At 52.1% G+C, this 26,710-nt stretch carries 28 protein-coding genes; 15 read left to right on the top strand and 13 right to left on the bottom strand.

Annotated features, from left to right (window positions below; genetic code table 11):
- Positions 1-314: 314 nt before the first annotated feature.
- A complete protein-coding gene (locus ACL2XO_RS04705; protein WP_413742251.1) occupies positions 315-518 on the top strand; it encodes a hypothetical protein in 204 nt (67 codons plus the stop codon).
- A 90-nt stretch (positions 519-608) separates the two neighbouring features.
- Here the strand turns inward: ACL2XO_RS04705 and ACL2XO_RS04700 are convergent, their stop codons facing one another.
- The 3 genes from ACL2XO_RS04700 to ACL2XO_RS04690 form a co-directional block, all read right to left on the bottom strand.
- Entirely contained in the window at positions 609-1,130 is a 522-nt protein-coding gene (locus ACL2XO_RS04700) for a hypothetical protein (RefSeq protein WP_413742250.1), read from the bottom strand.
- Positions 1,131-1,207: 77 nt separating this feature from the next.
- Positions 1,208-1,591: a hypothetical protein gene (locus tag ACL2XO_RS04695; protein WP_413742249.1), complete on the bottom strand. Its 384-nt coding sequence runs from the start codon at positions 1,589-1,591 to the stop codon at positions 1,208-1,210.
- 128 nt (positions 1,592-1,719) lie between these two features.
- The gene (locus ACL2XO_RS04690; RefSeq protein ID WP_203522882.1) at positions 1,720-2,154 is read right to left on the bottom strand and encodes a MarR family winged helix-turn-helix transcriptional regulator; all 435 of its coding nucleotides are present in this window, start codon (positions 2,152-2,154) and stop codon (positions 1,720-1,722) included.
- 243 nt (positions 2,155-2,397) lie between these two features.
- On the opposite strand from ACL2XO_RS04690, the gene ACL2XO_RS04685 reads away from it, so the two are divergent.
- On the top strand, positions 2,398-3,159 hold the full coding sequence (locus ACL2XO_RS04685; protein WP_413742248.1) for an alpha/beta hydrolase: 762 nt from the start codon (positions 2,398-2,400) through the stop codon (positions 3,157-3,159).
- A gap of 39 nt (positions 3,160-3,198) precedes the next feature.
- Here the strand turns inward: ACL2XO_RS04685 and ACL2XO_RS04680 are convergent, their stop codons facing one another.
- The 4 genes from ACL2XO_RS04680 to ACL2XO_RS04665 all read right to left on the bottom strand — a co-directional run bounded on the left by ACL2XO_RS04680 (position 3,199) and on the right by ACL2XO_RS04665 (position 7,646).
- Positions 3,199-3,702, bottom strand: a complete 504-nt coding sequence (locus tag ACL2XO_RS04680) for a DUF1543 domain-containing protein (protein ID WP_132923519.1) — start codon at positions 3,700-3,702, stop codon at positions 3,199-3,201.
- 166 nt (positions 3,703-3,868) lie between these two features.
- Positions 3,869-5,041, bottom strand: coding sequence for an AI-2E family transporter (locus ACL2XO_RS04675; RefSeq protein WP_413742247.1), 1,173 nt, complete (start codon positions 5,039-5,041; stop codon positions 3,869-3,871).
- Positions 5,042-5,228: 187 nt separating this feature from the next.
- Positions 5,229-7,154 carry a methyl-accepting chemotaxis protein gene (locus ACL2XO_RS04670; protein ID WP_413742246.1) on the bottom strand — a complete coding sequence of 642 codons (1,926 nt, stop codon included), beginning with the start codon at positions 7,152-7,154 and terminating at the stop codon, positions 5,229-5,231.
- Between the two features lie 297 nt (positions 7,155-7,451).
- Positions 7,452-7,646 carry a hypothetical protein gene (locus ACL2XO_RS04665; protein WP_413742245.1) on the bottom strand — a complete coding sequence of 65 codons (195 nt, stop codon included), beginning with the start codon at positions 7,644-7,646 and terminating at the stop codon, positions 7,452-7,454.
- A 464-nt stretch (positions 7,647-8,110) separates the two neighbouring features.
- On the opposite strand from ACL2XO_RS04665, the gene ACL2XO_RS04660 reads away from it, so the two are divergent.
- Entirely contained in the window at positions 8,111-9,427 is a 1,317-nt protein-coding gene (locus tag ACL2XO_RS04660) for a hypothetical protein (RefSeq protein ID WP_413742244.1), read from the top strand.
- Positions 9,428-9,429: 2 nt separating this feature from the next.
- On the opposite strand, the gene ACL2XO_RS04655 is transcribed toward ACL2XO_RS04660, so the two are convergent.
- Positions 9,430-9,729: a hypothetical protein gene (locus tag ACL2XO_RS04655; protein WP_132923524.1), complete on the bottom strand. Its 300-nt coding sequence runs from the start codon at positions 9,727-9,729 to the stop codon at positions 9,430-9,432.
- Between the two features lie 246 nt (positions 9,730-9,975).
- On the opposite strand from ACL2XO_RS04655, the gene ACL2XO_RS04650 reads away from it, so the two are divergent.
- The 3 genes from ACL2XO_RS04650 to ACL2XO_RS04640 all read left to right on the top strand — a co-directional run bounded on the left by ACL2XO_RS04650 (position 9,976) and on the right by ACL2XO_RS04640 (position 12,988).
- The gene (locus tag ACL2XO_RS04650) at positions 9,976-10,974 is read left to right on the top strand and encodes a Gfo/Idh/MocA family protein (RefSeq protein WP_203522888.1); all 999 of its coding nucleotides are present in this window, start codon (positions 9,976-9,978) and stop codon (positions 10,972-10,974) included.
- Positions 10,974-11,708 (top strand): glutamine amidotransferase, encoded by a 735-nt coding sequence (locus ACL2XO_RS04645; RefSeq protein WP_203522889.1) that lies wholly within the window; start codon positions 10,974-10,976, stop codon positions 11,706-11,708. The genes ACL2XO_RS04650 and ACL2XO_RS04645 overlap by 1 nt, the downstream gene beginning before the upstream one ends.
- A gap of 326 nt (positions 11,709-12,034) precedes the next feature.
- Positions 12,035-12,988, top strand: a complete 954-nt coding sequence (locus ACL2XO_RS04640; protein ID WP_413742243.1) for a TerC family protein — start codon at positions 12,035-12,037, stop codon at positions 12,986-12,988.
- Positions 12,989-13,012: 24 nt separating this feature from the next.
- Here the strand turns inward: ACL2XO_RS04640 and ACL2XO_RS04635 are convergent, their stop codons facing one another.
- The 4 genes from ACL2XO_RS04635 to uxaC form a co-directional block, all read right to left on the bottom strand.
- Positions 13,013-13,555, bottom strand: coding sequence for a YgjV family protein (locus tag ACL2XO_RS04635; protein ID WP_203522890.1), 543 nt, complete (start codon positions 13,553-13,555; stop codon positions 13,013-13,015).
- Positions 13,556-13,659: 104 nt separating this feature from the next.
- Positions 13,660-15,147: a UxaA family hydrolase gene (locus ACL2XO_RS04630; protein ID WP_132923529.1), complete on the bottom strand. Its 1,488-nt coding sequence runs from the start codon at positions 15,145-15,147 to the stop codon at positions 13,660-13,662.
- A gap of 18 nt (positions 15,148-15,165) precedes the next feature.
- Complete coding sequence (locus tag ACL2XO_RS04625) at positions 15,166-16,617, bottom strand: tagaturonate reductase (protein WP_132923530.1); 1,452 nt, start codon at positions 16,615-16,617, stop codon at positions 15,166-15,168.
- 91 nt (positions 16,618-16,708) lie between these two features.
- Complete coding sequence (gene uxaC, locus ACL2XO_RS04620; protein WP_203522891.1) at positions 16,709-18,118, bottom strand: glucuronate isomerase; 1,410 nt, start codon at positions 18,116-18,118, stop codon at positions 16,709-16,711.
- 539 nt (positions 18,119-18,657) lie between these two features.
- On the opposite strand from uxaC, the gene ACL2XO_RS04615 reads away from it, so the two are divergent.
- From ACL2XO_RS04615 to ACL2XO_RS04575, 9 genes are all read left to right on the top strand, one after another.
- On the top strand, positions 18,658-19,956 hold the full coding sequence (locus ACL2XO_RS04615; RefSeq protein WP_132923531.1) for an MFS transporter: 1,299 nt from the start codon (positions 18,658-18,660) through the stop codon (positions 19,954-19,956).
- Positions 19,957-20,230: 274 nt separating this feature from the next.
- Complete coding sequence (gene exuR / locus ACL2XO_RS04610) at positions 20,231-21,007, top strand: transcriptional regulator ExuR (protein WP_132923532.1); 777 nt, start codon at positions 20,231-20,233, stop codon at positions 21,005-21,007.
- A gap of 424 nt (positions 21,008-21,431) precedes the next feature.
- Positions 21,432-22,106 (top strand): DedA family protein, encoded by a 675-nt coding sequence (locus ACL2XO_RS04605; RefSeq protein ID WP_413742242.1) that lies wholly within the window; start codon positions 21,432-21,434, stop codon positions 22,104-22,106.
- Positions 22,106-22,483, top strand: a complete 378-nt coding sequence (gene mzrA / locus ACL2XO_RS04600; protein ID WP_203522893.1) for an EnvZ/OmpR regulon moderator MzrA — start codon at positions 22,106-22,108, stop codon at positions 22,481-22,483. The genes ACL2XO_RS04605 and mzrA overlap by 1 nt, the downstream gene beginning before the upstream one ends.
- Positions 22,484-22,729: 246 nt before the next feature.
- Entirely contained in the window at positions 22,730-23,035 is a 306-nt protein-coding gene (locus ACL2XO_RS04595; RefSeq protein ID WP_132923535.1) for a DUF883 family protein, read from the top strand.
- Positions 23,036-23,037: 2 nt separating this feature from the next.
- Positions 23,038-23,481: a phage holin family protein gene (locus tag ACL2XO_RS04590; RefSeq protein WP_132923536.1), complete on the top strand. Its 444-nt coding sequence runs from the start codon at positions 23,038-23,040 to the stop codon at positions 23,479-23,481.
- Entirely contained in the window at positions 23,481-23,759 is a 279-nt protein-coding gene (locus tag ACL2XO_RS04585; RefSeq protein WP_413726507.1) for a YqjK-like family protein, read from the top strand. The genes ACL2XO_RS04590 and ACL2XO_RS04585 overlap by 1 nt, the downstream gene beginning before the upstream one ends.
- Before the next feature lie 400 nt (positions 23,760-24,159).
- Positions 24,160-24,555 (top strand): DoxX family protein, encoded by a 396-nt coding sequence (locus ACL2XO_RS04580; protein ID WP_132923538.1) that lies wholly within the window; start codon positions 24,160-24,162, stop codon positions 24,553-24,555.
- Between the two features lie 124 nt (positions 24,556-24,679).
- Positions 24,680-25,681: a glutathione S-transferase family protein gene (locus tag ACL2XO_RS04575; RefSeq protein WP_413742241.1), complete on the top strand. Its 1,002-nt coding sequence runs from the start codon at positions 24,680-24,682 to the stop codon at positions 25,679-25,681.
- A 5-nt stretch (positions 25,682-25,686) separates the two neighbouring features.
- Here ACL2XO_RS04575 and ACL2XO_RS04570 read toward each other — a convergent pair whose 3' ends face one another.
- The gene (locus ACL2XO_RS04570; protein WP_132923540.1) at positions 25,687-26,577 is read right to left on the bottom strand and encodes a LysR family transcriptional regulator; all 891 of its coding nucleotides are present in this window, start codon (positions 26,575-26,577) and stop codon (positions 25,687-25,689) included.
- Positions 26,578-26,710: the final 133 nt, after the last annotated feature.

Below are 26,710 nucleotides of genomic sequence, written 5' to 3'. Positions count from 1 at the left end.
GCATTAATATTTTAATGTAGGGACTCTCACTCCCTGGTTGGCTTACGGCGGCATAATATGCTGGTTGTATTATGTCGTCTTCTAAGTAATCATTGAACAGCAAGTCAAAACTTGTTGTAATATCAATGGTGGCTCAGGTCGGGCAGCTTTAGAGCTGGCCGAGAAACAGTAAGCCCCGGTTGTGAGAACCCGATTTGGGCCACCGCCATTGATAAATTTTTGTGCGGTGGTACTCGCAACTGAGGTCACCGTATCTGTTTTCCTGCCTCTTATGGAACATCTACGCTGCACCTCGCCTTTATCAGGTGATTACCATGGAAAACCTTCTTGATACCTCCAAAAAGTGCTTTGACGACGTGCAGTGCCAATGCCAGGCGCTGGCCTTTGCCGCCTATAAAATCGAAGATGAAAACATCAGGGAATTGCTGTTATATACCCTTATAGAGAAACAGCAGCAGTTGGAAATGCTGGTGCCGCCTGCCCGATCAATCAAAACTGATATCGAATTAACGCAGTGACCTAACGCAGCAGTCTATTTATGCCCATGCAGACCTATAACGAGAGGGGAGGAGTACAGCCCCCGGCTAGAAAAAAGCAGCAACGAGATTTTATTTGTGCTTATCGACATTTAGATGATCCGCTACGGGAATATCTGAGTTCAGGATTTTAAAGATTGTTTTTCCCGCTGCCACCGCAATCTGCGTCCTGCCCTCCTTGCCAAGAAATAGCGCGCTGAAGCCGGTAAGCATGACAATCACAACAACTGAAGCGATAAGCCCTGATAAACCAACGCCAAGCCATTTGACAAATTTCACCCAGGGTGGCGTGATTATTCTCCGGTACTGCGCAACCTTTTCCTGATATTCATACACAGCATCTCTTTTGATTCTTTCCTTCGTCTCGTTAATGAATTTCTCAGACATTTCCCTTGCCTGCTGATAGAAGTGTTGCCGCATGCCCTCCTGTTGAATCACCGAATCATGCAGATTTTTAAGCTGTAACGCGAGTTGGGGTCCACTCCATAGTTCGTGCCGAGCTTGTTTAATAACTTTGTTTTTATAAACTTTATAAAGTGCATACGCCAGTATCTGTTCATGCTTATCTTCTCTAATGATCAGCGAATTATACACATATTGCTTTGGAGGGGAATTTAAACCTAATGATATCTTTCGTCTATGCAAAATAAGCCTACCTTATCAGGATTATATTAATCATAATAACTATTATTTTGCTTAAGAATTTTTAGAAACACCGCTTGTAGTATCTTTTTGTGCTCAATCGACTCTGCCATCTTCCTATCATTGAAAACCCACTTGCGAATGAAGGCATGGCACACAGTGAACCCTGCGCGGCAGTGAATCTTAAATCGCTCCCTTATTGATAAATTACTCCACATAATATCATTGAAATCATCGCGTGACTTATTAGGTATCTTAGGCCACCTTTCAGGATGGTTGACAATATCGATATCAATAAGACCAGAAATAATTTTTTGGTCTGCGAGGGCCTGCATTACTTCTTCAGCAAGACGCCTAACCTTTTCAGGTGAATAATCATCACTTTCTTTTTTTTTCTTAAAGAATCTTTTCATATGGCCTCCATTGTATGCGTTAAGAATACCACAGAAAACACCAATAAAAGACATCGTGCCGGGTTGATTATGCGCTCTTGTCCGCATAAATAATGATTGACGCAATGGAGACCGGATTAATCACTCGCTTACACCTTTTGAATGATGTTATCACGCAGTGCGATGATCTCTTTATTCAAACGCTGCAACTGCCCCAACTCCAGGTGTGAACTGGACAACAGCGTCATAGACAGGCAAGCGGACTTGTCATGCACGGCGGCGCCCTTATCGGTCAAGGTTATCATGACCTGGCGCTCATCATGAACGTTGCGGAGCCGCTGAATAAATCCTTCGTTTTCCAGGCGTTTTAACAACGGCGTCAGGGTGCTGGTTTCCAGCGCCAGCTTTTCGCCAATGGCGCCGATAGGCTGCTCCCCCTGCTCCCATAACACATTTAACACCAAAAACTGCGGATAGGTGACGCCCATGGCATCCAGCATCGGTTTATAAAGCCTTTTGATGGCCAACGCGGTTGAATAAATCGAATAACACAGCTGGTCTTCCAGGCGCGGCGGCTTTGTCACTTCAGACTCCAGGGTTGTTTTGCATGATGCCAGATGGATAGGTCGACGATCAGCATAGCAACAAATCCAGATTTTATCTATCGCAATAACAAATCGCTTGACACGCTCCGATGCTTTCATCATTATCTATCGCAGCAATACTTATCGCGATAAACAATTATCATCATGCTTTGCAATGAAGACGATACACCGCGAGCGGGCAAGGCCTGTTTTCAACCCATTTACCTGTTTAGGAGATTTATCATGTTTAAAAGATCACTGAGTATGCTAGCTGCCGGCATCGTGCTTTCACTTTCGGCCCAAGGCGCGGTACAGGCCCAGCCGGTAAAAAATATCGTACTGGTGCACGGCGCGTTTGCCGATGCATCTGGCTGGCAGGCGGTCACTAGGATCCTGGATAAGAAAGGCTACAACGTTTCGCTGGTTCAAGAACCGGAAACCTCATTGGCTGACGATGTGGCCGCCACCCAGCGTGTCATTCATCAACAGCAGGGTAAAACGCTGCTGGTAGGCCATAGCTACGGCGGGTTTATCATCAGCGAAGCGGGCCAGGATCCGCAGGTGGCGGGGCTGGTTTATATTGCCGCCTTCCAGCCGGAAAAAGGGGAAACACTGGGCGCCCTGGCGGGAAGAATTCCCCAGGCCAGCAAGGGCATTACCGCTACTCCCGACCATTTCCTGTATCTTGACCCCAAGGTTTATCATGCTGATTTCGCAGCCGATATATCCGCCAGCCAGGCCGGTTTCATGGCCCGTTCCCAGGTAATGCCCGCCGCGGCCATTTTCGGCACGCCAGCGGGGCAGCCCGCATGGAAGACCAAACCTAGCTGGACACTGGTCGCCACCCAAGACCGATCCATCAACCCCGATCTGGAACGCTTCATGGCGAGCAGGGCCAAAAGCCAGGTTGTGGAAGTTAAAGGCAGCCACGCCGTGTATATTTCGCAGCCAGGCAAGGTCGCCGCGCTCATTGAAAAAGCAGCCAATAGCCTATCAGATAAATAAACCATCACCGCCGGCGCGCCTGGTTCCGGCAGGCGCCCATCATTCCCCGATGGGCAAATAACCTTGCCAGGCAGGCTTCGCCGGCTCGCCATTGGGGTTCTCATGAAGATGCAGATAAAATCCCCCCACCTTATCCAATAGCAGGCAGTCATCAACGTCCTTCAGGTTATCCTTGTGCTGCTGGTCGGTCCCGAGCAACAGCGTCTTTAGCGCCCGGCTTTTGGCGGCATCGGCATCCTCGGCCACAAACAGATCGAACTCATGCAATTCCGCCAGGGTATCCGGCCGGTATCCGCCGGCATTAACGAAAAAGAGCTTCTGTTTGCCCTGATAGGGTTCGGTGGACAACGTGACATCATAGCCGTCGGTCCACTTTATGATCGTATAGCCGTCAAGATGAATCTTGTCTTTGTCGCCATACCAGGCTTCACGCAAAAGCGGCCAGGCCTGTTCAGGCGTTTCCACTGCGGCAAACTGCACGTCGTGAACTTCGATATTAGACTTGCCTGCATTGCCGCCCAGATAAAACATGTACAAATTCATATAGCTAGACCTCGGCATCAACCATTATATAGAAACTCATATAATGCATGATGCTATACATGTTGAACATGTTTTGGAAGCAAAGATGCCCTATGGACACGTTTGAAAACCAAGATGCAAGGCCGTTGGCAGGGATGGTGTCTGGTCATATAGACCAAAAATAACCTTAAGGCTTGTCTATGCTTTCGCTTTTCTCGATTTTATCAAGTTTATCTATTGCTTGCTGTACCATGAGATTTTCGCTTTCTTGTGCTTCAGTTATAATATCTTCATCTATCTCTACCACATTCCCCCGATGATCTCTGCCGGAGAGTAAATTCCAACAAGCGATAAAAAGGGAGGCAATCAGCGGGCCGATGATAAATCCATTAAGGCCGAAGAATGCCATGCCGCCAAGGGTAGAGATAAGCACCACATAGTCAGGCAATTTAGTGTCTTTACCCACGAGCAGCGGCCTGAGGATATTGTCCACCAAACCAATAATGACGACGAAAAATACCACTAAAAAGAAGCCCTTCCAGACAACGCCGGCAAAGAAGAAATAGATAGCAACGGGCGCCCAGATGATGGCTGAACCAATAGCGGGAATGAGCGAAAGGAATGCCATCAGCGCGCCCCAAAGCATAACCCCTTTAACGCCCACGATATAAAACGCCATGGCGCCTAAAGCGCCTTGGACAAGAGCGACAATAACAGTCCCTTTTACCGTTGCTTTTGCTACGGCGGCGAATTTTACAAACAGATGGTGTTTGATATATCTGGATAAAGGGAGCGAGTCGAGGATCAATTTAACAAGATGAGATCCATCTTTCAAAAAGAAAAACATCAGATATAACATAATGCCAAAGCTGACCGTGAAACTAAAAGTACTCTCGCCGATCAAAAGCACACTGTTGGCGAGCGTTTGACTCCCCCGCATAAATACATCGGATAATTTGTGTTGCAGCGTCGTGATATTGCTCAAATCGTGTACGGAAATGTATTCCTGCATTCTTTTGGGAAGGTGCTCCAGGGCGCCGTTGAAAATGGTGGCAAACGGTATCTGGTTATGTTGAACTGCGTTATATAAATCATTGCATTCAATTGCAAGCGAGGTTGTTATTAATGAAAGAGGTATGAAAACAATGAGGCAAATAAAAATAATAGTTATAAAAGAGGCCAGTCCATTTTTGTCTTTGAGTTTTTCTCTTATCTTTGTTTTTATAGGATAAAAAAGCAGGGCAAGGATTGCGGCCCAAAGAATTGCGGAGTAATAAGCCTTAAGAACAAGAATAAAAGCAATAGTACTGATTACTAACAATAAAACAAAGAAACCTTCATTCATTCCCTTAACTTTCATTTAAAAATTCCAGCATATTAGAAGAATTATCTGCAAATAGTGTAGTAAAAATTGCACTTTTTGCAATATTCTCCCCTTGAGTAGTCGCCCCTACCAACTGAAATTAAAACCATGGCTATTAGACTTACAGCCACCCTACCCGGCCCTTAAGGCCGGGCGTTCATTACCCTGATTGTTCAGTGAGGGACTAAAAAGTTTGCCAGTTCGCGTCCGGCGCCAAATTTTTAAGCTTGCCGACCACGGCCGGCGTCTTTTTAGCCGGTGCCCTGCGCTGTTTTTGAGCGGACGTACCATTGGCCGGGATTCTTGCGAAGGTCTGTCCCGTAGCCGCATCGTTCAGGCTACCGGCTCGTTGAGCTGCCTGCATCGACGCCGCTGCCCGTGCCCGACTCTGGTATAACGGCTCAACGGAGGATGCTCTGACGCGGCCTTGCGCTAACGGCTCAACGGCGGATGTTCCGGCACGGTTTTGCACAGCCCGCTCACCCATTTGCGAACGGTCCTGGGCCACCAGTTCACCTACCAGCGCCTTGGCTCGCCCCGGGACGGTGGTTACCGGCGCCAGTTGGAATAGCGCCACCATTTCGGTGAGATAATGGGCCTGCTCTTCCAGAGACGCCGAGGCGGCGGCGGATTCTTGTACCAGCGAGGAATTTTGCTGGGTAACGCTATCCATTTCCGTCACCGCCTGGCCGATTTGTGCAATTCCCTTACCTTGCTCATCGGATGCAGAGGCGATTTCTCCCATAATATCCGTCACATGGGTGATGGCCTTGACGATATCCCCCATAGTGGCGCCCGCATTGGCAACCTGTTTAGAACCGATACCGACGCGCTCCACCGATTCGCCGATCAGGGTTTGAATCTCTTTCGCCGCCTGTCCGCTGCGCTGCGCCAGGCTGCGCACTTCACCCGCCACCACGGCGAATCCCCGGCCCTGTTCGCCGGCCCGGGCTGCTTCCACCGCCGCGTTGAGGGCCAGAATATTGGTCTGGAAAGCAATGCCGTTGATAACATCGATGATTTCGACGATTTTCTTTGAACTGGCGGCTATGCTGCCCATGGTCGCCACAACTTCCTCGACAATGATGCCGCCCTTCTTGGCGGTCTCCGAGGCGTCTTTCGCCAGTTTACTGGCCTGGTGGGCATTTTCTGTGTTGTGTCTTACCGTTGAGTTGAGCTGTTCCATACTGGCGGCGGTCTGTTCCAGAGCGGAAGCCTGCTGCTCCGTGCGCGAGGAAAGATCGGTATTGCCTTGGGAAATCTCGCCGGCGCCTTGGTAGATGGATTCCGCGCTGCCGCGGATTTGCGTTACCGTATTAACCCAGTGGGTTTGCATGTCACGCAGAAACGGAATAAGTTCGCCGACACAGTTGCGACCCATATCGGTGATGGTGAAACCGAGCTGACCGGCGGCCAGTGACCGAAAATGCCCTTTAATGGCATTAAGCGGCCTCACCAGATGACGCACAAGATAACGGTCTGTAAACAGTAAAATTACCACTCCGGCCAACAGCGCCGCCAGTAATGCCCGTTGGCACAGGGTCGTCAACAGGGCGATCCGTTCATTGGATGCGTTCTTGATAGCGTCCACCGCGCCGTCGTATTCCTGCATTACCGAAGTGAATTGCTTACGCAGCGGTAAATAGGTGTCGTGTAGACCCTGGTTGAAATCGTCATACCGCCCGTCCTTTACCGCCAGCAGGAGCGGCTGTATGCCAAGGGTACGCAGCTGCAGCGAGCTGTTGTAAATTTTATCCACCAGCAGCGGATCCAGCTGGCCGTGATCGATGCCTTTGAACTGCGTCAAACCCTGGTCGATAAGCTCCAGCTCCGAGGCCACCGAGCCCAACTCCATGTCGGCATCGGCACGGGCGCCCGATTGTCCGGCGCGGGCCGCACGTTCCAATGTCGTGACGACACGATAATAATGGTCATTGGCGCCATTGATGATGTCGCTGTTTAGCTGTTCGTTGTTGCTCAGCTGCAAGGTTTGATTGACTTGATTAAGGGAATAAAGGGTATATGCGGAAACACCTAGCCACAGCAAAGAGAAGAAAATAAGAATAACCATCACCGCCGTTCTTATCTTTATATTTTTTATAAAATTCATACAAGCACCCTTGCAATGTCACTTTGCTGTTTTTTTCCTGACAGCACATGCCCACGAGCGATCCGCGTCACGTTAGCGTTCAGTTGCAGTGAACGTTAAGCGAAGCCCTATCATGGGGAGATATGCCTGGCGAAAATGGCAATGGCTTTATTATCGGCAATTGACTATAAAATTTTATGCTTAGGAGCAGAAATAAACGTGGGGGGGGCACACTAAGTATTCAGCCATCCGGCGCCTGTACGGACGGACGTCATCATAACTGGCATCATGCTGACGTCCACCATCAGGAGGCAGTGACTACTCCCTGTCATGGCGGGACGGGTCGAGGGACTCCATTTCGATTTCAACGCCGTATAAGCACCCCAAGGGCAAAAACGCGGCCAATCTGCGCGCAACATCCATGGCGGGATCCCGCTGGGCCGGAAAGATGAACTTATCCCGGATGCGCTGCCAGAACATGCCTCTTACGGGAGAAACTGACGTATTTTTCATGATAAACCTCGTCGCAGCCAACAATCGATGCAGATCCACAGTAAAGCGCAATTTCTTTCCATATTGAAACACCTATTTGTGCTGACATTATCTGAAAAAACGATAACGTCTCCTACGACATTTCGGCGAACCGCTTGTTATGACCATAGCTTACCGTATCAGACGGTTAATTATAAATTGGCTTAATTTTTAATTCACAGTTTACGTCTCTTCTTTTAAGGTGTTTTTCTAAAAAGCGAAAAGCTTGTAAATATGCAGATAAATATTAAGCTAATAGTTTTGAATTATATCTCACTTAAATAATCACAAGAATTTAATAAATAATTGAATCAGGTTTAGAGAGTGAAAATATCCTTAAATAAATTTTCCAAGAGGCTTGTATGCTTCACTTGAATGGAAATTCCCTTGCATCCCAGACCATACCCACTCTTGATTTTCGTTGTCGGAACGACGAAAGAAGGGTAATGCACAGGTTCTATGACGGGGATATAGGTACCAGAGCAGACATTATTGTCCAGCTATGGCAACAGTGTCCCGTTGCCCCAGCGAATCCGCTTGGTCATTGCGACATCAGCAAATCAGTCGTTCTGGGGATAAAACTTTACGACGTTATGATCTGCGAGGGGCAGGGGAATCAGGTAAGGGATAGGATTTACCAAAGCGCATCACTGTTATTTTATGCCGCCGTCCGACGGCAGATTAATCTTGAGCATTTGAATACAAGAATCAAAGCCAGACTCTGCGCCATGACGTTGTCCAATATAAAAATGACCAGATTAGCCGACGACTTAACTGAATTAACGGATTTATTTCAGAGTATAGGTCATTTTCTGACAATTCCAAAGGCGCTTGCGCCCATGACTCACACCTACCATCCTATGGACAGACAGGTACTGGATACCGCCATTTACTTACTTACCGTGGACAAAGATGGTATCTTTTTCTCCAGCACGCTACTGTATAGTGAGAACGAGGCTATTGACCCTTTTGATCTCGGCAAGTACCTCAAAGACGAATCGGTATTATTCAAAAACAACGCCAAGGAAACACTCAAGCGGCTTGTTCCAGGGCAAAAACTGCTGTTCCCAATCCTGTCCACATCCCTTAATAACAGCTCGCAACGGGCGGCGGACGGGCATTTCAGCGCGGTCCTCGCCGTCAAGACGACTGAGGGTTATCACTTTACCCTTTTTGACAGCAATAGCCCACCCGACACAAATGATAATAAGTCAGCATTGATTAAGTGCCTGATTGAGCCGGGTGAGGAGGCGAAAATCATCGCTCTGCGCCAACCGTTTCAATACCACAATGACTGCGGCCTCCATACCTACAACTTTTTCAAACTGTGCTTATCTGCGCACTACGCCGCCCGTGATGAACCCAATCTCCTGGGGGAGATGTTCGAAAATTATATTGTCCATTTGGAAACTCTTAACATCGTGTTGCAGGCAGGCAGACGGACCACCAGCTCCCTGCTTCGTTTTCAATTTGTGCTGGATTGTATGATAAACGGCTATGTCGACGGTTTGCAGGACCGGGATGATATGCTTGAACTGCTTTATAAGCCGCAGGCATACGACATGCCCGTGGTATTTGAAAAAAAGAACACCCGCCCTGCCCCGACCCTTTGGAATAATCTGCGAACTCATCTGAGAAACGTATTTCCCCTGACGCCCGCCGGTCCTGGTAGAAAGGGAAATAATGTTCCGACTGTTACCTTTAAAGAACTCAGTAAAAAAGAGCGGGAGAAAGACAGGGAACAAGACCATGGGCCGGCGTGATGTCACATGCGGCAAGATTGACGAAAAGCCGCTGCATCCTTTGCCAGCGCATCAATGTGCGCACTGAGTATTTTAATCTTATGGATTAGCGGGTTGCGATCGGGCGACGTGTCGAGATTATTGAGCTGGCTTATCAGTAATGCATTTTGCTCGCGCAGTTTCGCCTCGCGCCGCATGCTCAGATCCAATTGCTGTTGCAATGCCTCACGATCCAGCTGCCATTGCCGCTGGTGTCGCGCAAAGCTTTGCTCAAGCTCCGTTAAGGCATTATTTATACGTACTTCGAACTCTTGCAACAACATGATGGTTCCTTAAAATTCACCCTTAGCGAAGTATAACGAGTGACCGGCCAACCAACAAACCTTATGGCGGCGGCGCGGGCAAAGGGCCGGCTCGTTTGGTGACTATAGTAGTCCGACCGGGCGTCATTGCCCTATAGGATTTGTCGACAAATTCCTCCCAATCTTGAGAATTAAGGGAATATTGGCCTGATTTGGTTAGCATGATAATCTAGGGTATCCAAATATTGCGTAGGGTAAAAATTAGGTATGATTCGCTTCGCTGTGATAGGTACCAATTGGATCACTCGCCAATTTATCGATGCCGCCCATGAGAGCGGCAAACTGAAACTGTCCGCTATCTATTCCCGGGATATCGCGGCAGCGCAAAAAATGGGAAAGGATTATCCCGTAGAACATTATTTTGATTCTTTGGAAGCAATGGCGGCATCCGATGCCGTGGATGCGGTATATATCGCCAGTCCCAATTCTTTTCATTGCCCCCAGGCATTGCTGTTTATGCGCAATAAAAAGCACGTCATTTGCGAAAAGCCCTTGGCCTCGAACCTGTGGGAAGTGGAACAGATGATAACCTGCGCGCGGGAGCATCAGGTGGTGCTGTTCGAGGCATTCAAAACCGTCAGTTTACCTAATTTCCTGGCGCTTCAACAGGCATTGCCTCGTATCGGCAAGGTTCGCAAGGCGCTGCTGAATTACTGCCAGTACTCTTCCCGCTACCAGAAATATCTGGACGGCGAGCTGCCGAATACCTTTAATCCGGCCTTCTCCAACGGTTCGATTATGGATATCGGGTTTTATATGCTGGCCGCCGCCGTGGCGCTGTGGGGCGAACCCCATTCTTTGCAGGCCAGCGCGACGCTTCTGGCAAGCGGCGTTGACGCCCATGGCACGGTCTGCCTGAACTACGGTGATTTTGATGTCACATTGCTGCACTCCAAAGTCAGCCAAACGGTATTGCCCTGCGAAATCCAGGGAGAGGACGGTTCATTGGTCATCGAGAAAATGTCTGAATGCCAGCAGCTTTTCCTGGTTCCGCGCAACGGCAACAAACAGGATTTGAGCCAGCCGCAGCATATCAATACCATGCTATACGAGGCGGAGCGGTTCGCCGCGCTGGTGGAAAATGGCGACGTCAACCATGATGGCCTGGCAGTATCCCGCAGTACGGCTAAACTGCTGACGGAGATACGGCGCCAGACCGGGGTTGTCTTCCCCGCTGACCGTTCCCGTGCCGATACGGTGGCATAATGGCGCGGTCCCTACCGGTATTGATTCTGCAAACCGGCGATGCCCCCGAGGAGGTCAGCCAGGCTAACGGTAACTATGACCGTATGTTTCTCGCCGCCGCGGGTCTGCGGCCGGAACAGGCGGCGGTGGTGCATTTGCCGTCGGGTGAACGGCCGCAGGAGCCCGGCGCCTATGGCGGTGTGTTGATTACCGGTTCATCGGCCATGGTGACCGACCGCTTGCCCTGGAGTGAATTCGCCGCCGGCTGGCTGCGCCAGGCCATGGCGGAACGCGTGCCGATTTTCGGGGTATGTTATGGACATCAGCTGCTGGCCTACGCCATGGGCGGCGAGGTGGACTATCATCCCGGCGGCATGGAGCTGGGCACCTTGGATATCGAACTGTTGCCGGCGGCTGGGCAAGATCCCTTGCTGGCATCGTTGACGCAGGGCTTCCCGGTGAACCTTATCCATTCACAAACCGTGCTGACCCCTCCGCCGGAGGCGGTGGTATTGGCCCGTTCCCAGCGAGATCCCCATCAGATCCTGCGCTATGGCGAAAATACGATAACCGTGCAGTTCCATCCGGAATTCACCGCTGAAGTCATGCACGGCTTTCTGCGGTCCATGACGGAGGAACAGCCGGAACGGGAGCTGGAGCTGGCACGGGTGGGCACCGGTATTAGCGGTACGCCGCAAAGCCGGGATCTGATGGCGACATTTGTTAACCGCTATATTTTACGCAAAGGGTCGTGACCCTTTGCCGCGCTTTAACCCGAGCCTCGCGGTTTAAACAGCCGGCGTGCAGCGGAAGCTGACGGCGAAAAGCGCGACGGCGGCGGGCAAGTTGACTGTCGCAAATTTTTACATTATTGTTCCCTTAGCAAAGGGGAGTAACTTCTTCGTCGGTTTGCCGTCATTACGATGCTTGCGCATCCGGCTACCGGGCAACCAGAATAGAAAAATTCATCTGCGTTGTAAGTGAGACCTTGCCGGAAGGCAAGGTTCGTTTACAGCCCGGAATGGGGAAAACGGCTGACGCCTTCCGCGGTTAGCCGTTTTTTTTATGAAGGAAATCGCATATGAATACCGTTGGCACGCCTCTGCTGTGGGGCGGTTTTATCCTGGTGGTGGTGATTATGCTGGCCGTGGATCTGTTGCTCCAGGGCCGCACCATGACGCTCAAACGCGCCGCCTGGTGGTCGGTGGTCTGGGTTTCGCTGTCCCTGCTGTTCAACGCCGCCTTATGGTGGCATCTCTCCGACACCCAAGGGCGGGCCGTCGCCGACACCCAAGCGCTGGCTTTTCTCACCGGCTACCTTATAGAGAAAGCCCTGGCGGTGGACAACGTGTTTGTCTGGCTGATGCTGTTCGGTTATTTTGCCATCCCGACCCAGATGCAGCGCCGGGTATTGATTTACGGGGTACTGGGAGCCATCGTGCTGCGTACCCTGATGATTTTCGGCGGCAGTTGGCTGGTGACGCAATTCCAGTGGCTGCTCTATCTGTTCGGCGCGTTTCTACTGCTGACCGGCATCAAGATGGCCTTCTCAAAAGAGGACGACGCCGTATTGGGTGAAAAACCATTGGTCCGCTGGCTGCGCGGGCATTTACGCATGACCGATCAATTGCAGGGAGAGCGCTTTTTTATCCGGCGCAACGGCCTGCTGTTTGCCACTCCCCTGTTGCTGGTGCTGATACTGGTGGAATTCAGCGACGTGATATTCGCCGTCGATAGCATCCCGGCCATTTTTGCCGTGACCACAGATCCCTTTATCGTCCTGACATCCAATCTGTTTGCCATCCTCGGCCTGCGCGCTATGTATTTTATGCTGGCCGGGGTTGCCGAACGCTTCTCGCTATTGAAATACGGGCTGGCGGTGATCCTGGTTTTTATCGGCGTGAAAATGATGATAGTGGATTTTATCCATATCCCGATTTCCGTTTCGCTGGGCGCGGTGGCGGCGATATTAGCCGGCACGCTGATAATCAACGCCTGGATCAATCATCGCCGGGATACGCGCGGTAACCAGTAATGCCTGGGTCAGGCATCGGCAAGACTATCGGGTGCTGACCGCCGTGGTCTCGTCCTTGAACGGGTCGATGCCGCGCAGCTGCATACGGCGAAAACGGATGATGGCAATGCCGTTGACGATAAGAAAACTGCCCTCGGTCAACGAACCGCCAATGGAACCCAGCCACAGATTATGGGTCACCCAGCCGGCGGTGGAGCACCACATAATGCAACGGGTGGTGAGTCCGCGGGTACGAAACAGCGCCCAGGTGCTGGCTACCGTGCCGGTAACCGGCAACAGTTCGACCCAGTGCTTCACTTCGCCAAGGCCCAGCGCCGTGGTCAGGATGATAAAGACAAACATCACCATGATACTGCGGGTGCGGGTGGCTATCAGGGTGCGCAGCGCATTAAGCTCCGCGCTCGCGCCCGCGGCGTTGGCGCCCATTAAAAAGAAGTGGCAACCGATAATGGCGCTGTATAAAGAAAGCTGCAGTTTGAATTTGCGGTCATCACGCTTGATAAACATGGTGATGCCGACGATAAAAGCCAATCCCCCCACTGCTTGGGCGATCCAGTAAAGGCTCATGGTACGGCGTTCCTATTAAATGACGCAAAACTGTATGGCGCATAAAAACAAACGGTGCTTCAAAATTGAAACACCGTTTCTATACTAAGACCAAGAGCGGTTAATTACAATGTTACGCCGCTTTTGAAAATAGCCAGTTCGCGAAAGTCATTAACTTCATTACGCGTATGTTTGCCGCTGGCGATTTCCGCGATCAAATCGATAAATTGCCCCAGCACTTCTTCCATGGACATACCGTGGATAAGCCTGCCGGCGTCGAAATCAATCCAATGCGGCTTTTTATTCGCCAGTTCGCTGTTGGTGGCCAATTTCACCGTCGGCACAAAACCGCCGTAAGGCGTACCGCGACCGGTACTGAACAGCACCATATGGCACCCGGCGCCCGCCAGCGCACTGGTGGCCACCGCATCGTTGCCCGGCGCGCTCAGCAGGTTAAGCCCCGGCACATGCAGACGTTCGCCATACTTCAACACATCCATGACCTTGCTTTGACCGGCTTTTTGCGTACATCCCAGGGATTTCTCCTCCAGGGTGGTGATGCCGCCCGCCTTGTTCCCCGGCGAGGGATTTTCATAAATCGGCTGCTCATGGGCCATGAAGTATCTTTTGAAATCATTGACCATGTTGACGGTTTTGGTGAAGGTCTCTTCGTCGCGGCAACGGCTCATCAGGATCCGTTCGGCGCCGAACATTTCAGGCACTTCCGTCAGTACCGATGTGCCGCCATTGGCGATAACATAATCTGAAAAACGGCCCAGCAGCGGGTTGGCGGTAATACCGGACAGCCCGTCGGAGCCGCCGCATTCCAAACCAAACTTCAGTTCACTGAGTTTGCCCGGCTGGCGCTTGTCTTCACGCATGGCCAGATACAAGGCGCGCAGGCATTCCAGCCCCGCTTCCACTTCATCATCCTGCTGCTGGCAGACCATAAAGGTTACGCGGTCGGGATCGTATTCACCCAGGGTTTTACGAAAGACATCCACCTGATTGTTTTCACAGCCCAAACCAATTACCAGCACTGCGCCGGCATTGGGATGGCGTACCATGTTCTGCAACATGGTGCGGGTGTTTTCATGATCCTGCCCCAATTGCGAGCAGCCGAACGGGTGCGTGAACAGATGCACGCCGTCGATATCCTCCGCCCCAAACGTCTCTTTAAGGAAACGCTGCTGGATTTGCTTGGCGATGCCGTTAACGCAGCCGACGGTAGGCAGGATCCACAGTTCATTACGGATCCCCACCAGGCCGTTTTTGCGCCGATAAATCTGGATCTCGCGATCCGGCATTTGCGCCGGCAGGGTCCGGAACGCCGGCTGGTATTGATATTCATCCAGATCGCTAAGATTGGTCTTGGCGTTCTGGGAATGAATATGCTGACCCGGAGCGATGTTACTGAGGGCATGGCCGATGGGCAGGCCATACTTGACAATCATCTCTCCTTCGCCGATAGGCGCCAGGGCAAACTTATGCCCCCGAGCGATGGGTTGCGGCAGCGTGATGGTCACGCCGTCTATATCCACCGTGTCATTTGCGTCGAGGTCTTGCAGGGCGACCGCCACATTGTCCAATGGATGTATTTTAATAATTTGCATGAAATAACCTTTATGCGTTTAGCTGTAGGCGGTAACCGCAGCGCGCATGCCATTGTCTAGAATGGCCTGCAACTGCTGTTCCACCTGTTCCGCCAGACCGGGAACCTTGAGCAGATCCTGCTCCCAATGCCCGGTATCACCGAGTACGTCATTCACTAATGTGCTTAACGCGATTTCACCACTGTTCACACCGCTCCAAAGCGATTTGTAACGGGTGAGCCATTTATCATCGTCCTGCAACGGATAACTTTCGCCATCGCGTTCGCCGCGATAAAACGCAATCAGCGCGGCCAAGGCAAAAGTGAGCCGGGCAGGCAGCTCGCCGTGTTGTTCACGGTAGGTCAACAATTGCGGCAGGATACGGGTGCGGAATTTTGTCATCCCGTTGAGCGCAATGGATAATAATTGATGCTGGATAAAGGGATTGCGGAAACGGCTCAATACCGCCTGGGCAAACGACGTCAGTTCGTCGTGGGGCAGGTCCAGTACCGGTACAATATCTTCGGCAATGGTTTTTTCCACATAACCGCTTATCAGTTTGTCGTTCATGGCCTCGCCGACGGTATTGAGCCCGGACAGGAACGCCACCGGCACCAGCGCGGTATGGGCGCCGTTGAGAATAGCCACTTTACGTTCTTTATAGGGTTTGATGTCGTCGACGATGCGGACGTTCAGTTCAAGCTTGTCCAGGCGCAGTTCTTTCGCCAGCCACTGCGGTCCCTGGATAACAAACAGGTAAAAATATTCGGCGGTATCGAGGAAGGTATCTTGATAGCCCAGCTCCGCCTGCAACGCATCAACTTCACCGCGGGGGTGCCCGGTAACGATGCGATCCACCAGCGTCGAACAGAAGGTATTGTGTTCGTTCAGCCAGGTGGTGAATTGCGCCGGCAACGCCCACTGCTGCGCGTAACGCAATACCAGCTCTTTCAGAGCCTTGCCGTTATAATCGATGAGTTCGCACGGCAGCAATACCCAGCCTTTATCCGCAGCGCCGTCAAAATGGCTGAAGCGTTCATAAAGCAGGCGGGTTAATTTGGCCGGATAGCTGGCGGGCGGCGTATCGGTGAGTTTATCGTCGGCAACGTAGCTGATGCCGGCTTCGGTGGTATTGGAGAAGACAAAACGAATATTGGCGTCATGGGCCAGCGCTAAATACTCGTCGAACTGCTTGTAGATATTGATTTCCCGGTTCACCGAACGGATGAGGCGCGGCTCACGCACCGCTTCGCCCTGTTCGTTCAGGCCGCGGATAATGGTGGTATATAGACCGTCCTGGGTATCCAGCGACGGCGGAAAATCGGAATTGATGGGACGAACGATCACAACCCCGGCATCGAGGTCGGTATGCTCATTGAGCAAATCAAGCTGCCAGTCGACAAAAGCACGCAGAAAATTTCCTTCGCCGAATTGGATCACGCGATCCGTATATTGACGACCCGGGAAGTTTTGACGGTTTAACGTTTTCATTCTGTATTTACCTTAAAAATTACCCGCTGTCGGGCAATAAAAAATCGCTTGATCGCTGAAACCAGGCAGGCCGTCTGGCCTGCCATAGTTATCAAAGCCCTACGTCAAAGTAGTTTTTCGCATTATCGAAACAAATGTTTTTCACCATGTCACCCAGCAGCTTGATATCCGCAGGCGCTTCGCCATCCTGTACCCAATGGCCGATCATCCGGCACAGAATGCGACGGAAATACTCATGACGGGTGTAAGACAGGAAACTGCGGCTATCGGTGAGCATGCCTACGAAGCGGCTCAGCAAACCAAGGGTTGCCAACTGGGTCATCTGACGCTGCATGCCGTCTTTCTGATCGTTAAACCACCAGCCGGAACCGAACTGCATTTTGCCGGGCATACCTTCGCCCTGGAAATTGCCGATCATGGTGCCGATAACTTCATTATCCGACGGGTTCAGGCAATAAATAATGGTCTTCGGCAGCGCATTCTCTTTAGCCTGGGCATCCAGTAAGCGGGACAGCGCCATGGCCACCGGCTGGTCGTTGGTGGAATCGAAACCGACATCCGGCCCGAGCTGTTTGAACAAGCGGCTGTTATTGTTGCGCAGCGCGCCGATATGGTATTGCTGCACCCATCCGCGGCGGGCATATTCGCCGCCAAGGAATACCAGTACGGCAGTCTTGAATTGGGCAATTTCTTCCTGGGTCGGCAAGGTGCCGCTCAGGCGACGGCTCAATATGCCGTTAAGGGTATTTTCATCCGCTTCGCCGTAAACCACGACGTCCAGCGCATGGTCGGACAGTTTGCAGCCGTGGGCGGCAAAGTGATCCAGGCGTTTGGTCAACGCGGTGCGGAACGCGCCGAATCCGCTGATGGCGGTGTCGGAGACTTCTTCCAAGCGTTTCAGATAATCGTTGAAACCCGCCGCCTCGATATTAAACGCTTTATCCGGACGCCAGGCCGGCAATACCTTGGTCTTGAAGCTGCCGTCAGCCGCAATGGTGCTGTGATGTTCCAGGGAATCCACCGGATCGTCGGTGGTACAAATCACTTTCACGTTCATCTGCGAGATGATGCCGCGGGCAGTGAAGTCATCCTTCGCCAGCAGCGCGTTGCAGCGATCCCAGGTCTGGCGGGCGGTTTCACCGGAAAGCAGCGTATCGGTAATACCGAACGGACGGCGCAGTTCCAAATGAGTCCAATGATAAAGAGGATTACCAATGGTGTGCGGTACCGTTTGCGCCCAGGCTTCAAATTTTTCCCAGTCGCCGGCGTCGCCGGTGCAAAAACGCTCAGCCACACCGTTGGTGCGCATGGCACGCCATTTATAATGATCACCCTTCAACCAGATATCATACAGATTTTTGAAACGGTAATTTCCCGCGATTTGTTCCGGCGGCAAATGGCAATGATAGTCAAAAATCGGTTGATCAACGGCATATTCGTTATACAAACGGCGAGCAAATTCGCTATCCAGTAAAAAATCTTCAGTCAAAAACTGGGACATTTCAGGCTCCTCACCTTCATTTCTCATGAGTTATGTTTCTAAATTATTGGAAGGTGTTATACCAATTTAGCAGATTTGAACGTTTCTGCCTGAATCGTTATAGCTTTTCCTGCCAAAAGTAACAAAAACTCACTATCTATTGGTCAGCTTTGGGCTTTCGCCCCGGCTAACGGGACAAAATGATTATCCCCTAAATAAAAAATGGTTTTTGTGATGGCTCTCAACTTTTAAATCTGTATGACAAGTTATCGTAGCGCCACATTGAGTTTGGACTCAATCATTTTTGTTGCAATGACTGCATTTTGAGTCATTGCCTCATCCGGCAGGTCGGGGTGCGGGGTTTCCGCCGAAGTTTTTGGGTGGTGATTCGCAGCGCCAGGCGACAACGTTGGCAAGGCGTTGTCGGCAAGGTTAAGCCACGATCCGCCAGACTATAACTACACCCGGAGGGAGAGTCCTCCGGACTGGCTCAGGTATCCGCCATCCCATCATATCTGGGAAATTGAGATGGCGGTTCATACTCATCGGGAGAAGTGGTAATGCGTAAAATAAAAGGGTTACGCTGGTATATGATAGCGCTGGTCACCGTCGGCACGATACTAGGTTACCTAACGCGTAACGCCGTTGCCGTAGCGGCTCCTACCCTTATGGGGCAGCTGCACATTAGCACACAGCAATATTCGTATATCATCGCGGCCTATTCCGCCTGTTATACCATCATGCAACCAGTAGCCGGATATGTTCTGGACATGCTGGGTACCAAAGTTGGCTACGCGGTATTCGCTATCGTCTGGGCGCTGTTCTGTATGGCGACCGCGCTGGCAACCAGCTGGGGCGGCCTGGCCATTGCACGTGGCGCGGTAGGTATGGCGGAAGCGGCAATGATTCCGGCCGGCCTGAAGGCCAGCAGTGAATGGTTCCCCGCCAAAGAGCGTTCCATCGCGGTTGGCTGGTTTAACGTCGGTTCGTCAATCGGCGGGATGATTGCTCCGCCGCTGGTGGTATGGGCCATCATGATCCACAGCTGGCAGCTGGCGTTCGTGCTGGTGGGCGCATTGAGCCTGGCCTGGGCGATTTCCTGGCTGATTTTCTACAAACACCCGAAAAACCAGACCAAGCTCAGCGACGAAGAGCGCGAGTATATTCTTGGTGGTCAGGAAGCACAGCACCAGATTAACAATACGAAAAAAATGTCTGCCTGGCAGATCATTCAAAAACGTGATTTCTGGGGTATCGCCATTCCGCGTTTCCTGGCCGAGCCGGCCTGGGGTACCTTTAATGCCTGGATCCCGCTGTTCATGTTCAAAGCCTATGGCTTTAACCTGAAAGAAATCGCGATGTTTGCCTGGATGCCGATGCTGTTTGCGGACCTCGGCTGCGTACTGGGTGGTTATATGCCCCCGTTCTTCCAGCGCGTATTCGGCGTGAACCTGATCATTTCCCGTAAACTCGTGGTAACGCTGGGTGGTTTCCTGATGATTGGCCCAGGGCTTATCGGTCTGTTCACCAGCCCCTACGTGGCAATTGCCTTGCTGTGTATCGGTGGTTTTGCCCATCAGTCCCTGTCCGGTTCGTTGATAACCCTGTCGTCAGACGTCTTCGGTCGTAACGAAGTGGCTACCGCCAACGGTTTGACCGGTATGGCTGCCTGGACCGCCAGTACCCTGTTCGCCCTGGTGGTGGGTGCATTGGCCGATACCATTGGTTTCAGCCCGCTGTTCGCCATCCTGTCGGTGTTCGATTTGCTGGCCGTATTCTTTATCTGGATCCTGTTGCGTAATAACCCGGTACAGCCGCCTGTTGCCAATATCGAGCCGCTTAAACCGGCGCACGGGTAATAACCATGCTTGCCGCGCTAAAACACGCGGCAAGCATCACTCCCTGTTTTGAAGGGCAATATCCCCGGCCAATGCCCAAAGCACCGCCGGGGATTTTTTTCCTTAACGGAAAAATAAACCGGTTAAAAGTACGATCACGGACACAGTGCCATCTAGGCGCTGACAGGGTTAAGTGGTATAACAAATAATGGCTTCTCGTCAGTTCCATAGTGAATATGGCGACGGACTGTACGCGAGCGGATGATACGTTTACCTACCTTTAAGAGCACGCATTATGGAATTCACAGAAACCCGGCGATTATATCAACAGCTGGCCGCTGAACTGAAAAAGCGGATTGAGTCCGGTGTCTATCGCGTTGGTGAAAAACTGCCCGCGGAACGTTTTATCTCGGAAGAAATGAATGTCAGCCGCACCGTAGTGCGCGAAGCCATCATCATGCTCGAGGTGGAAGGTTACGTTGAAGTACGTAAAGGCTCGGGCATTCATGTCGTGTCAAACCAGCAAAAAAATCTACTGGTCCCCAGCGGCGAAGTGTTGTTCACTACCCCTGGGCCTTTCGAACTGCTGCAGGCGCGCCAGCTGATTGAAAGCAATGTCGCCGAATTTGCCGCCACCCAGGTGACCCGGCAAGATATCGTGCTGCTTATGGATATCCAGGAAAACGCCCGGCAGGAAGACCGGTTCCGCGATTCGAAGTGGGACCTGAAATTCCATGTCCAGGTGGCGCTGGCGACGCAGAATACCGCCATGGCCACCATCGTCGAGCAAATGTGGAGCCAGCGCCTGCATAACCCTTACTGGCGCAAGCTGCATGAACATATCGATGATAAATCCATCGAAAGCTGGTGCGAGGATCACGACCATATTCTCAAGGCGTTAATCCGCAAGGATCCCTACGCAGCCAAACTGGCCATGTGGCAACACCTGGAAAACACCAAGCAGATGCTGTTTCATGCCACCACAGATGATTTCGAATTCAACGTAGACCGGTATATGTTTACCGAAAATCCAGTGGTTCATCTGGATAACGTCGCCACCGGCACAAAATAGCGCCGCCGATTTTGCTGTTCCGGCTTCCCTCGGGGAAGGCGGAACGAGTCAATAATTGTTCTCTTTCTGTCAGGTCAGGTAAAAATGGCCTGAATTAACCTTTTTTGTCAAAAAAAAGCCTCCCGTCTCTGGCATTCTCGCGTATATTCCTCTGTCTCAGTCTGTTTAATTTTGTTACAGTGAAGTCGTTTTATTTACAATTTTGAGCACATCAGCAGCGTATTCACGCCTGCTGCATTTCAGATGCCGTCCCATGCGCAACCTGGTTTTGCGCTTGCCGGACTGGCCATGCTCCTTGCCCCGCCGACGGGTGAGACCGTTACTGCGACTTTATTCTGCTACGCCGCCCCCGTTCCGGACACCTATTAAAACTGCTCTGGCCGCCGGGGAGCAATCTGATGCTGTTACACGTTAGGAATGCTGCATGGATATATTGAAAGACCTGGTTCATGCCCTTTGGCAACAGGATTTTGAAACACTTTCCGACCCAACGCTGGTTTGGACCATCTATCTGATGCTGTTTGTCATTTTGTTTTTGGAAAACGGCCTGCTGCCGGCGGCATTTCTGCCCGGGGACAGCCTGCTTATCCTGGTGGGCGTGCTGATATCGAAAGGGGCGATGAACTTCCCCCTTACGCTGCTGGTCTTGACCGTCGCCGCCAGTTTGGGATCCTGGATAAGTTATATTCAAGGCAAGTGGCTGGGCAATACCCGGCTGGTGCAAAGCTGGTTATCCCATTTGCCGCGACACTACCATGAACGGGCCCATTTAATGTTCCATCGCCACGGCCTGTCAGCGCTGCTTATCGGCCGGTTCGTGGCGTTTGTGCGGACACTGCTGCCCACCATCGCCGGGTTATCGGGGCTGAGCAATATCCGCTTCCAGTTTTTTAATTGGATAAGCGCCCTGATATGGGTATTCCTCCTGACCACGGTAGGTTTTGCCCTGGGTAAAACCGCCTTGTTCCAGTACTACGAAGACGAATTGATGCTGTGCTTGATGCTGCTGCCCTTGGTCTTCCTGGTTATCGGTCTGGCGGGATCCCTGGTGATATTGTGGCGCAAGAAAAACGCGCCCGACATCGGTAAAGGACTGTAATGTTTACGAGGCTTCAAGAAAAAATTTCCTGGCGGTCGGGACTGACCGCGGTGATGGCGCTGCTGTTGGTGCTGGTGCTGGCGCCCGCCCTGTTCACAAAAGAAACCGCGCTGCAAATAACCCTTGCCAACGAACGCGGATCGCTGCCCGACGGTTTTTATATTTACCAGCGACTGGATGAGCGCGGTATCAGGATCAAAAGCATTACGCCTGCCAAAGACAGTCTCATTATCCTGCTGGATTCACCGGAGCAGGCTTCGGCGGCGCAAACCGCTCTGGAAGATTTGCTGCCGGAGACCTACAGGATATCCCACAGCCGTCAGTATCCCCGCTGGCGGTGGCTTTACTGCTTCAATCGGGATATATCCGCTATCTGAGGGTGGATCCGGCCTCGCCACGGCGCCGGGCGGACGCGTTTCGCCGCCGCCCGGCGCCGTGGCATAAAATTAAGCCCACGTAAAAGCTATAAGTTTTTGCGGTTTGTTAAATCCAGGGCTACGCTTTAAACATACATTAAATATCAGTAGATAAGCTGATTGTTAGCATTCATCTGCCGACCAGGAAGGCTCAGGGACTATGTCCCTTCAGGCCGCCATTATTCGTAAACGTCTAAGGAGTAAAAAATGGCTAAAGACACTACCTCTGAACATTTACGCGCTGAATTAAAATCATTGGCGGATACGCTGGAAGAAGTGCTGCGCGGCTCCTCTCAGAAATCTAAAGCGGAATTCGATAATTTACGCAACAAAGCCGAAAGCGCACTGAAAGAAACCCGCAACCGTCTTGGAGACAGCGGCGAACGCCTGGCCGAACAGACCAAGGTCGTGGCGGGCAAGGCTGATGAATATGTCCATGAAAATCCCTGGGCGGGAATCGGCGTGGGTGCCCTGGTGGGCTTTGTCCTCGGCGCATTATTCACGCGGCGCTGATTATGATTGAATCGCAGACTCAAGGCCCGGGTAAGGGTGTATTCGCCATCGGCCAGCGGATTATTACCATTCTTGTCGGTATGGCTGAAACCCGCCTGCGGCTGGCGGTGGTTGAACTGGAGCAAGAAAAGGCCAATATAATCCAGCTGTTGATGATGGCGGGGATTACGCTGCTGCTGGCCGCATTCGGACTCATGAGCCTGTTGGTGTTATTGATTTGGGCCATTGATCCGCAATACCGCCTGACGGCCATCGCCACCACAACCGGTGTGCTGTTCCTGCTGGCGATCATCGGCGCGTTTTGGACCCTGAGCAAAGCGCGTAAATCGACGCTGCTGGGCTCCAGCCGGGAAGAGCTGCTGGCCGATCGCAATATTCTGGAAAAAGTGCAGGATGAAATCCAGGAAGAGGAACGGGAGCGTAAAAGAGAAAGGGAGGCCAGATAATGCCCCATTCCCGACAGACCAAAGCCGAGCTTCTGCGGCGTATCCATCAGCAACGGTTGGACCTCTCGGTACAAAAGCGGGAGTGGTTGTATGCCACTTACCGCTATGACCGCAGTTGGATCCGGCTGGTTCACCTGCGTAAATATCTTATCGCCGGCTCAAGCCTGCTGGCCCTTTACAATATCCGCCATCCCAGCCGGTTCATACGCTGGACCAAACGGGCGGTGGGTATCCTCGGCACGCTCAAATTGATCCGCTCCACCCTGCAATCACGCTAATCGCTCAACTGCCGTCAGGCAGTTGAGTTTGTTGACAAAGTGTTCTGCCGGGACAGGCTGCCGGATCGTAAATACGCCTTAAATACCTCCCTGTAGGCTCGATCCGCGTCATCCCTGGCGTGGACGGTTTACTCTTCTAGCAGCCCGTCCCGCCTTATTGACTCCGGGTACATTTGTCAGCAGTCTAAACTGCCGTCAGGCAATTTTTTATGCCGCCACGTTTCACTCAATTTATTTGATAGAAATAGACAATTTTACTTGCTATCGCCCTGCTCCCCCGCCGGATACTATTCCCCCCATCAAGCACATCAGGGATGTTAAGCCGAATAAGTCCGCTTAAAACCTGGCGTTACCGGCGTTCATTATGAATGCCGCCATTATAATATCGGGTGGGAATACAATGAAAAAATTAGATGATACTGCCATTCTCGTGGCGCGTATTTTAATGCCGATACTGTTTGTGGTATCGGGTTTCGGCAAAATGGGCGGCGGCTATGCCGGCACGGAGCAGTATATGGCGTCCATGGGCGTCCCGGGATTCCTGCTGCCCCTGACCATCCTGCTGGAATTTGGCGGCGGCCTGGCGATACTGTTCGGTTTCCTGACCCGTACCGTCGCGCTGGTGACAGTGGTCTTCGTGCTATTGACCGCGTTTATCTTTCATAGCGACTTTTCACAGGCGGCCAATCAGATAAACTTTATGAAGAACCTGTCGATTTCCGGCGGCTACCTGCTGCTGGCGGTGCTTGGCGCCGGATATTTCAGCATCGATCGCATTCTGAACAAAAAATGGTAAACCGCTTATAATTAAGCGGGACAGACTGCTGACAGACGTGCTCGGCGTCAAAAAGGCGGGACGGGCACTTTGTCAACAAACTCGTATAGCCTATTTGATTACCCGATTTAGCCAAGGATACATCATGGGACTGCTCGTGGAAGGCCAATGGCAAGATAAATGGTACGACACCAAATCCACCGGGGGCCGTTTTGAACGCTCGGCCTCGCAGTTCCGTAATTGGGTCACCGCCGACGGTGCAGCCGGCCCCTCGGGCGGCGACGGCTATCAGGCGGCGGCCAATCGCTATCATCTGTACGTTTCCCTGGCGTGTCCTTGGGCGCACCGTACGCTGCTGATGCGGAACCTGAAAGGATTGGATCAGATAATACCGGTTTCGGTAGTGCATCCGCTGATGCTGGAAAACGGCTGGACGTTCGGCACCGATTTTCCCGCCGCCACCGGCGATCCGCTTTACCACAAGGATTTTCTCTACCAGCTTTATCTCCAGGCGGATTCCGACTATAGCGGACGCGCCACCGTGCCGGTATTGTGGGATAAAGAGCGGCAGACCATCGTCAGCAATGAATCCGCGGATATTATCCGCATGTTCAACAGCGCGTTTGATGCGGTCGGCGCCCGCGCCGGCGACTATTATCCGCAGGAACTCCGTTCACGGATAGACGAAATCAACGGCTGGGTTTACGACCAGGTGAATAACGGCGTGTACAAGGCCGGTTTCGCCACCACGCAGGGGGCTTACGACGAGGCGGTAACCGGCGTGTTCGCGGCGCTGGACAGGCTTGAGGAGCTTTTGGGCCGACACCGCTACCTGACCGGCGATCGCCTGACGGAGGCGGATTTGCGTTTGTGGACCACGCTTATCCGGTTTGATCCGGTTTATGTCACCCATTTCAAATGCGATCGCCGCAGGATTGAGGATTATCTGAATTTATCCGGCTTTTTGCGCGATATTTACCAAATGCCGGGAATAGCCGATACGGTGAATTTTGAGCATATTCGCAACCACTATTACCGCAGCCATGCCACCATTAATCCGTACGGCATTATTTCCATCGGACCGGAGCAGGATTTGAACGAACCCCATGGGCGCGATAACCGTTTCCGCCCGGCGGCGGATAACTGATTGGCTCAGGCGAACAACCGGGGGATTTCCCGCAGGAACCAGGATTTGGCTTCTCCCATGCTGTCACGGCGCCAGGCCATGATAATATCGCTCTCCACGCTATACTCCGGACTGACCACGCGCAGACGGCCGGCGGCGATATCCTCGGCCACCAGCGGATAAGGCATGGTGGCGACGCCCAGACCCGCCAGCAGCGCCTGCCGTTTATCATGCATCGAACTCACCGTTAGCCGCTGCTGCTTATCCAGCAGTTGCACGGTCAGCACCGGCCGTTCCCGGGCGGTATCGGCGATGGCGATGCCGCGGTATTTGACCCGGGTCACTTCGGATAACGGTTCCGGTTCCTGGTGAATCGGGTGATCCGGACTTGCGACATAGACATTCAATACGGAATAGAGTTTGCGGCTGTTGATTTCCGACGACGCGCGAAAATGCATATCGGGAGCGATAACGATATCCGCCCGCCCCTGCTCTAGGCGTTCCCAGGCGCCCGCCAGCACTTCGGTGGTAAGGGAAACCTGGGTATTGGCCTTGAGAGCCAGTTTTTCAATCAGGGGAAACAGCTTTTCGGTGGGCACCAACGCCTCGGTGACCAGAGTAATATGGGTTTCCCAGCCCCTTGCCAGGGCTTCGGCGTCGGTGGTGAGCTTGTCCGCGGCCTCAAGCAGTATTCTGCCGCGCTCCAGCAGCATTCTCCCGACGTTGGTGAATTTGGTGCGATGGCCTGAGCGATCGAAAAGGACCACATCCAACTCTTCTTCAAGTTTTTGCATGGTATAGCTTAATGCCGAGGGCACCCGGCCCAGCTCATCCGCCGCCGAGGCAAAGCTGCCGCGCCGATCAATAGCATCCATTACCCTTAATGCTTCAAGCGTTAGTGCTCGTTCTTTGGCCATCGGGGTCTCATTCAGAAATTTTGAATATGGAGACCAGATTAACTTGCTAACATTCCGCCGTCCAGACCCTTACAATTTATACAGTGATTTTAGCGTTACCGTTTCACAAACGCCACGGGCCGGCGGGCGGCAA

The sequence above is a fragment of the Sodalis sp. RH15 genome, from assembly GCF_047324255.1.
In the GTDB taxonomy this organism is placed as follows: Bacteria; Pseudomonadota; Gammaproteobacteria; order Enterobacterales; family Enterobacteriaceae; genus Acerihabitans; species Acerihabitans ligni.
Note: the sequence above shows the minus strand (reverse complement) of the source record. Positions and strands in the feature narration are given on the sequence as shown.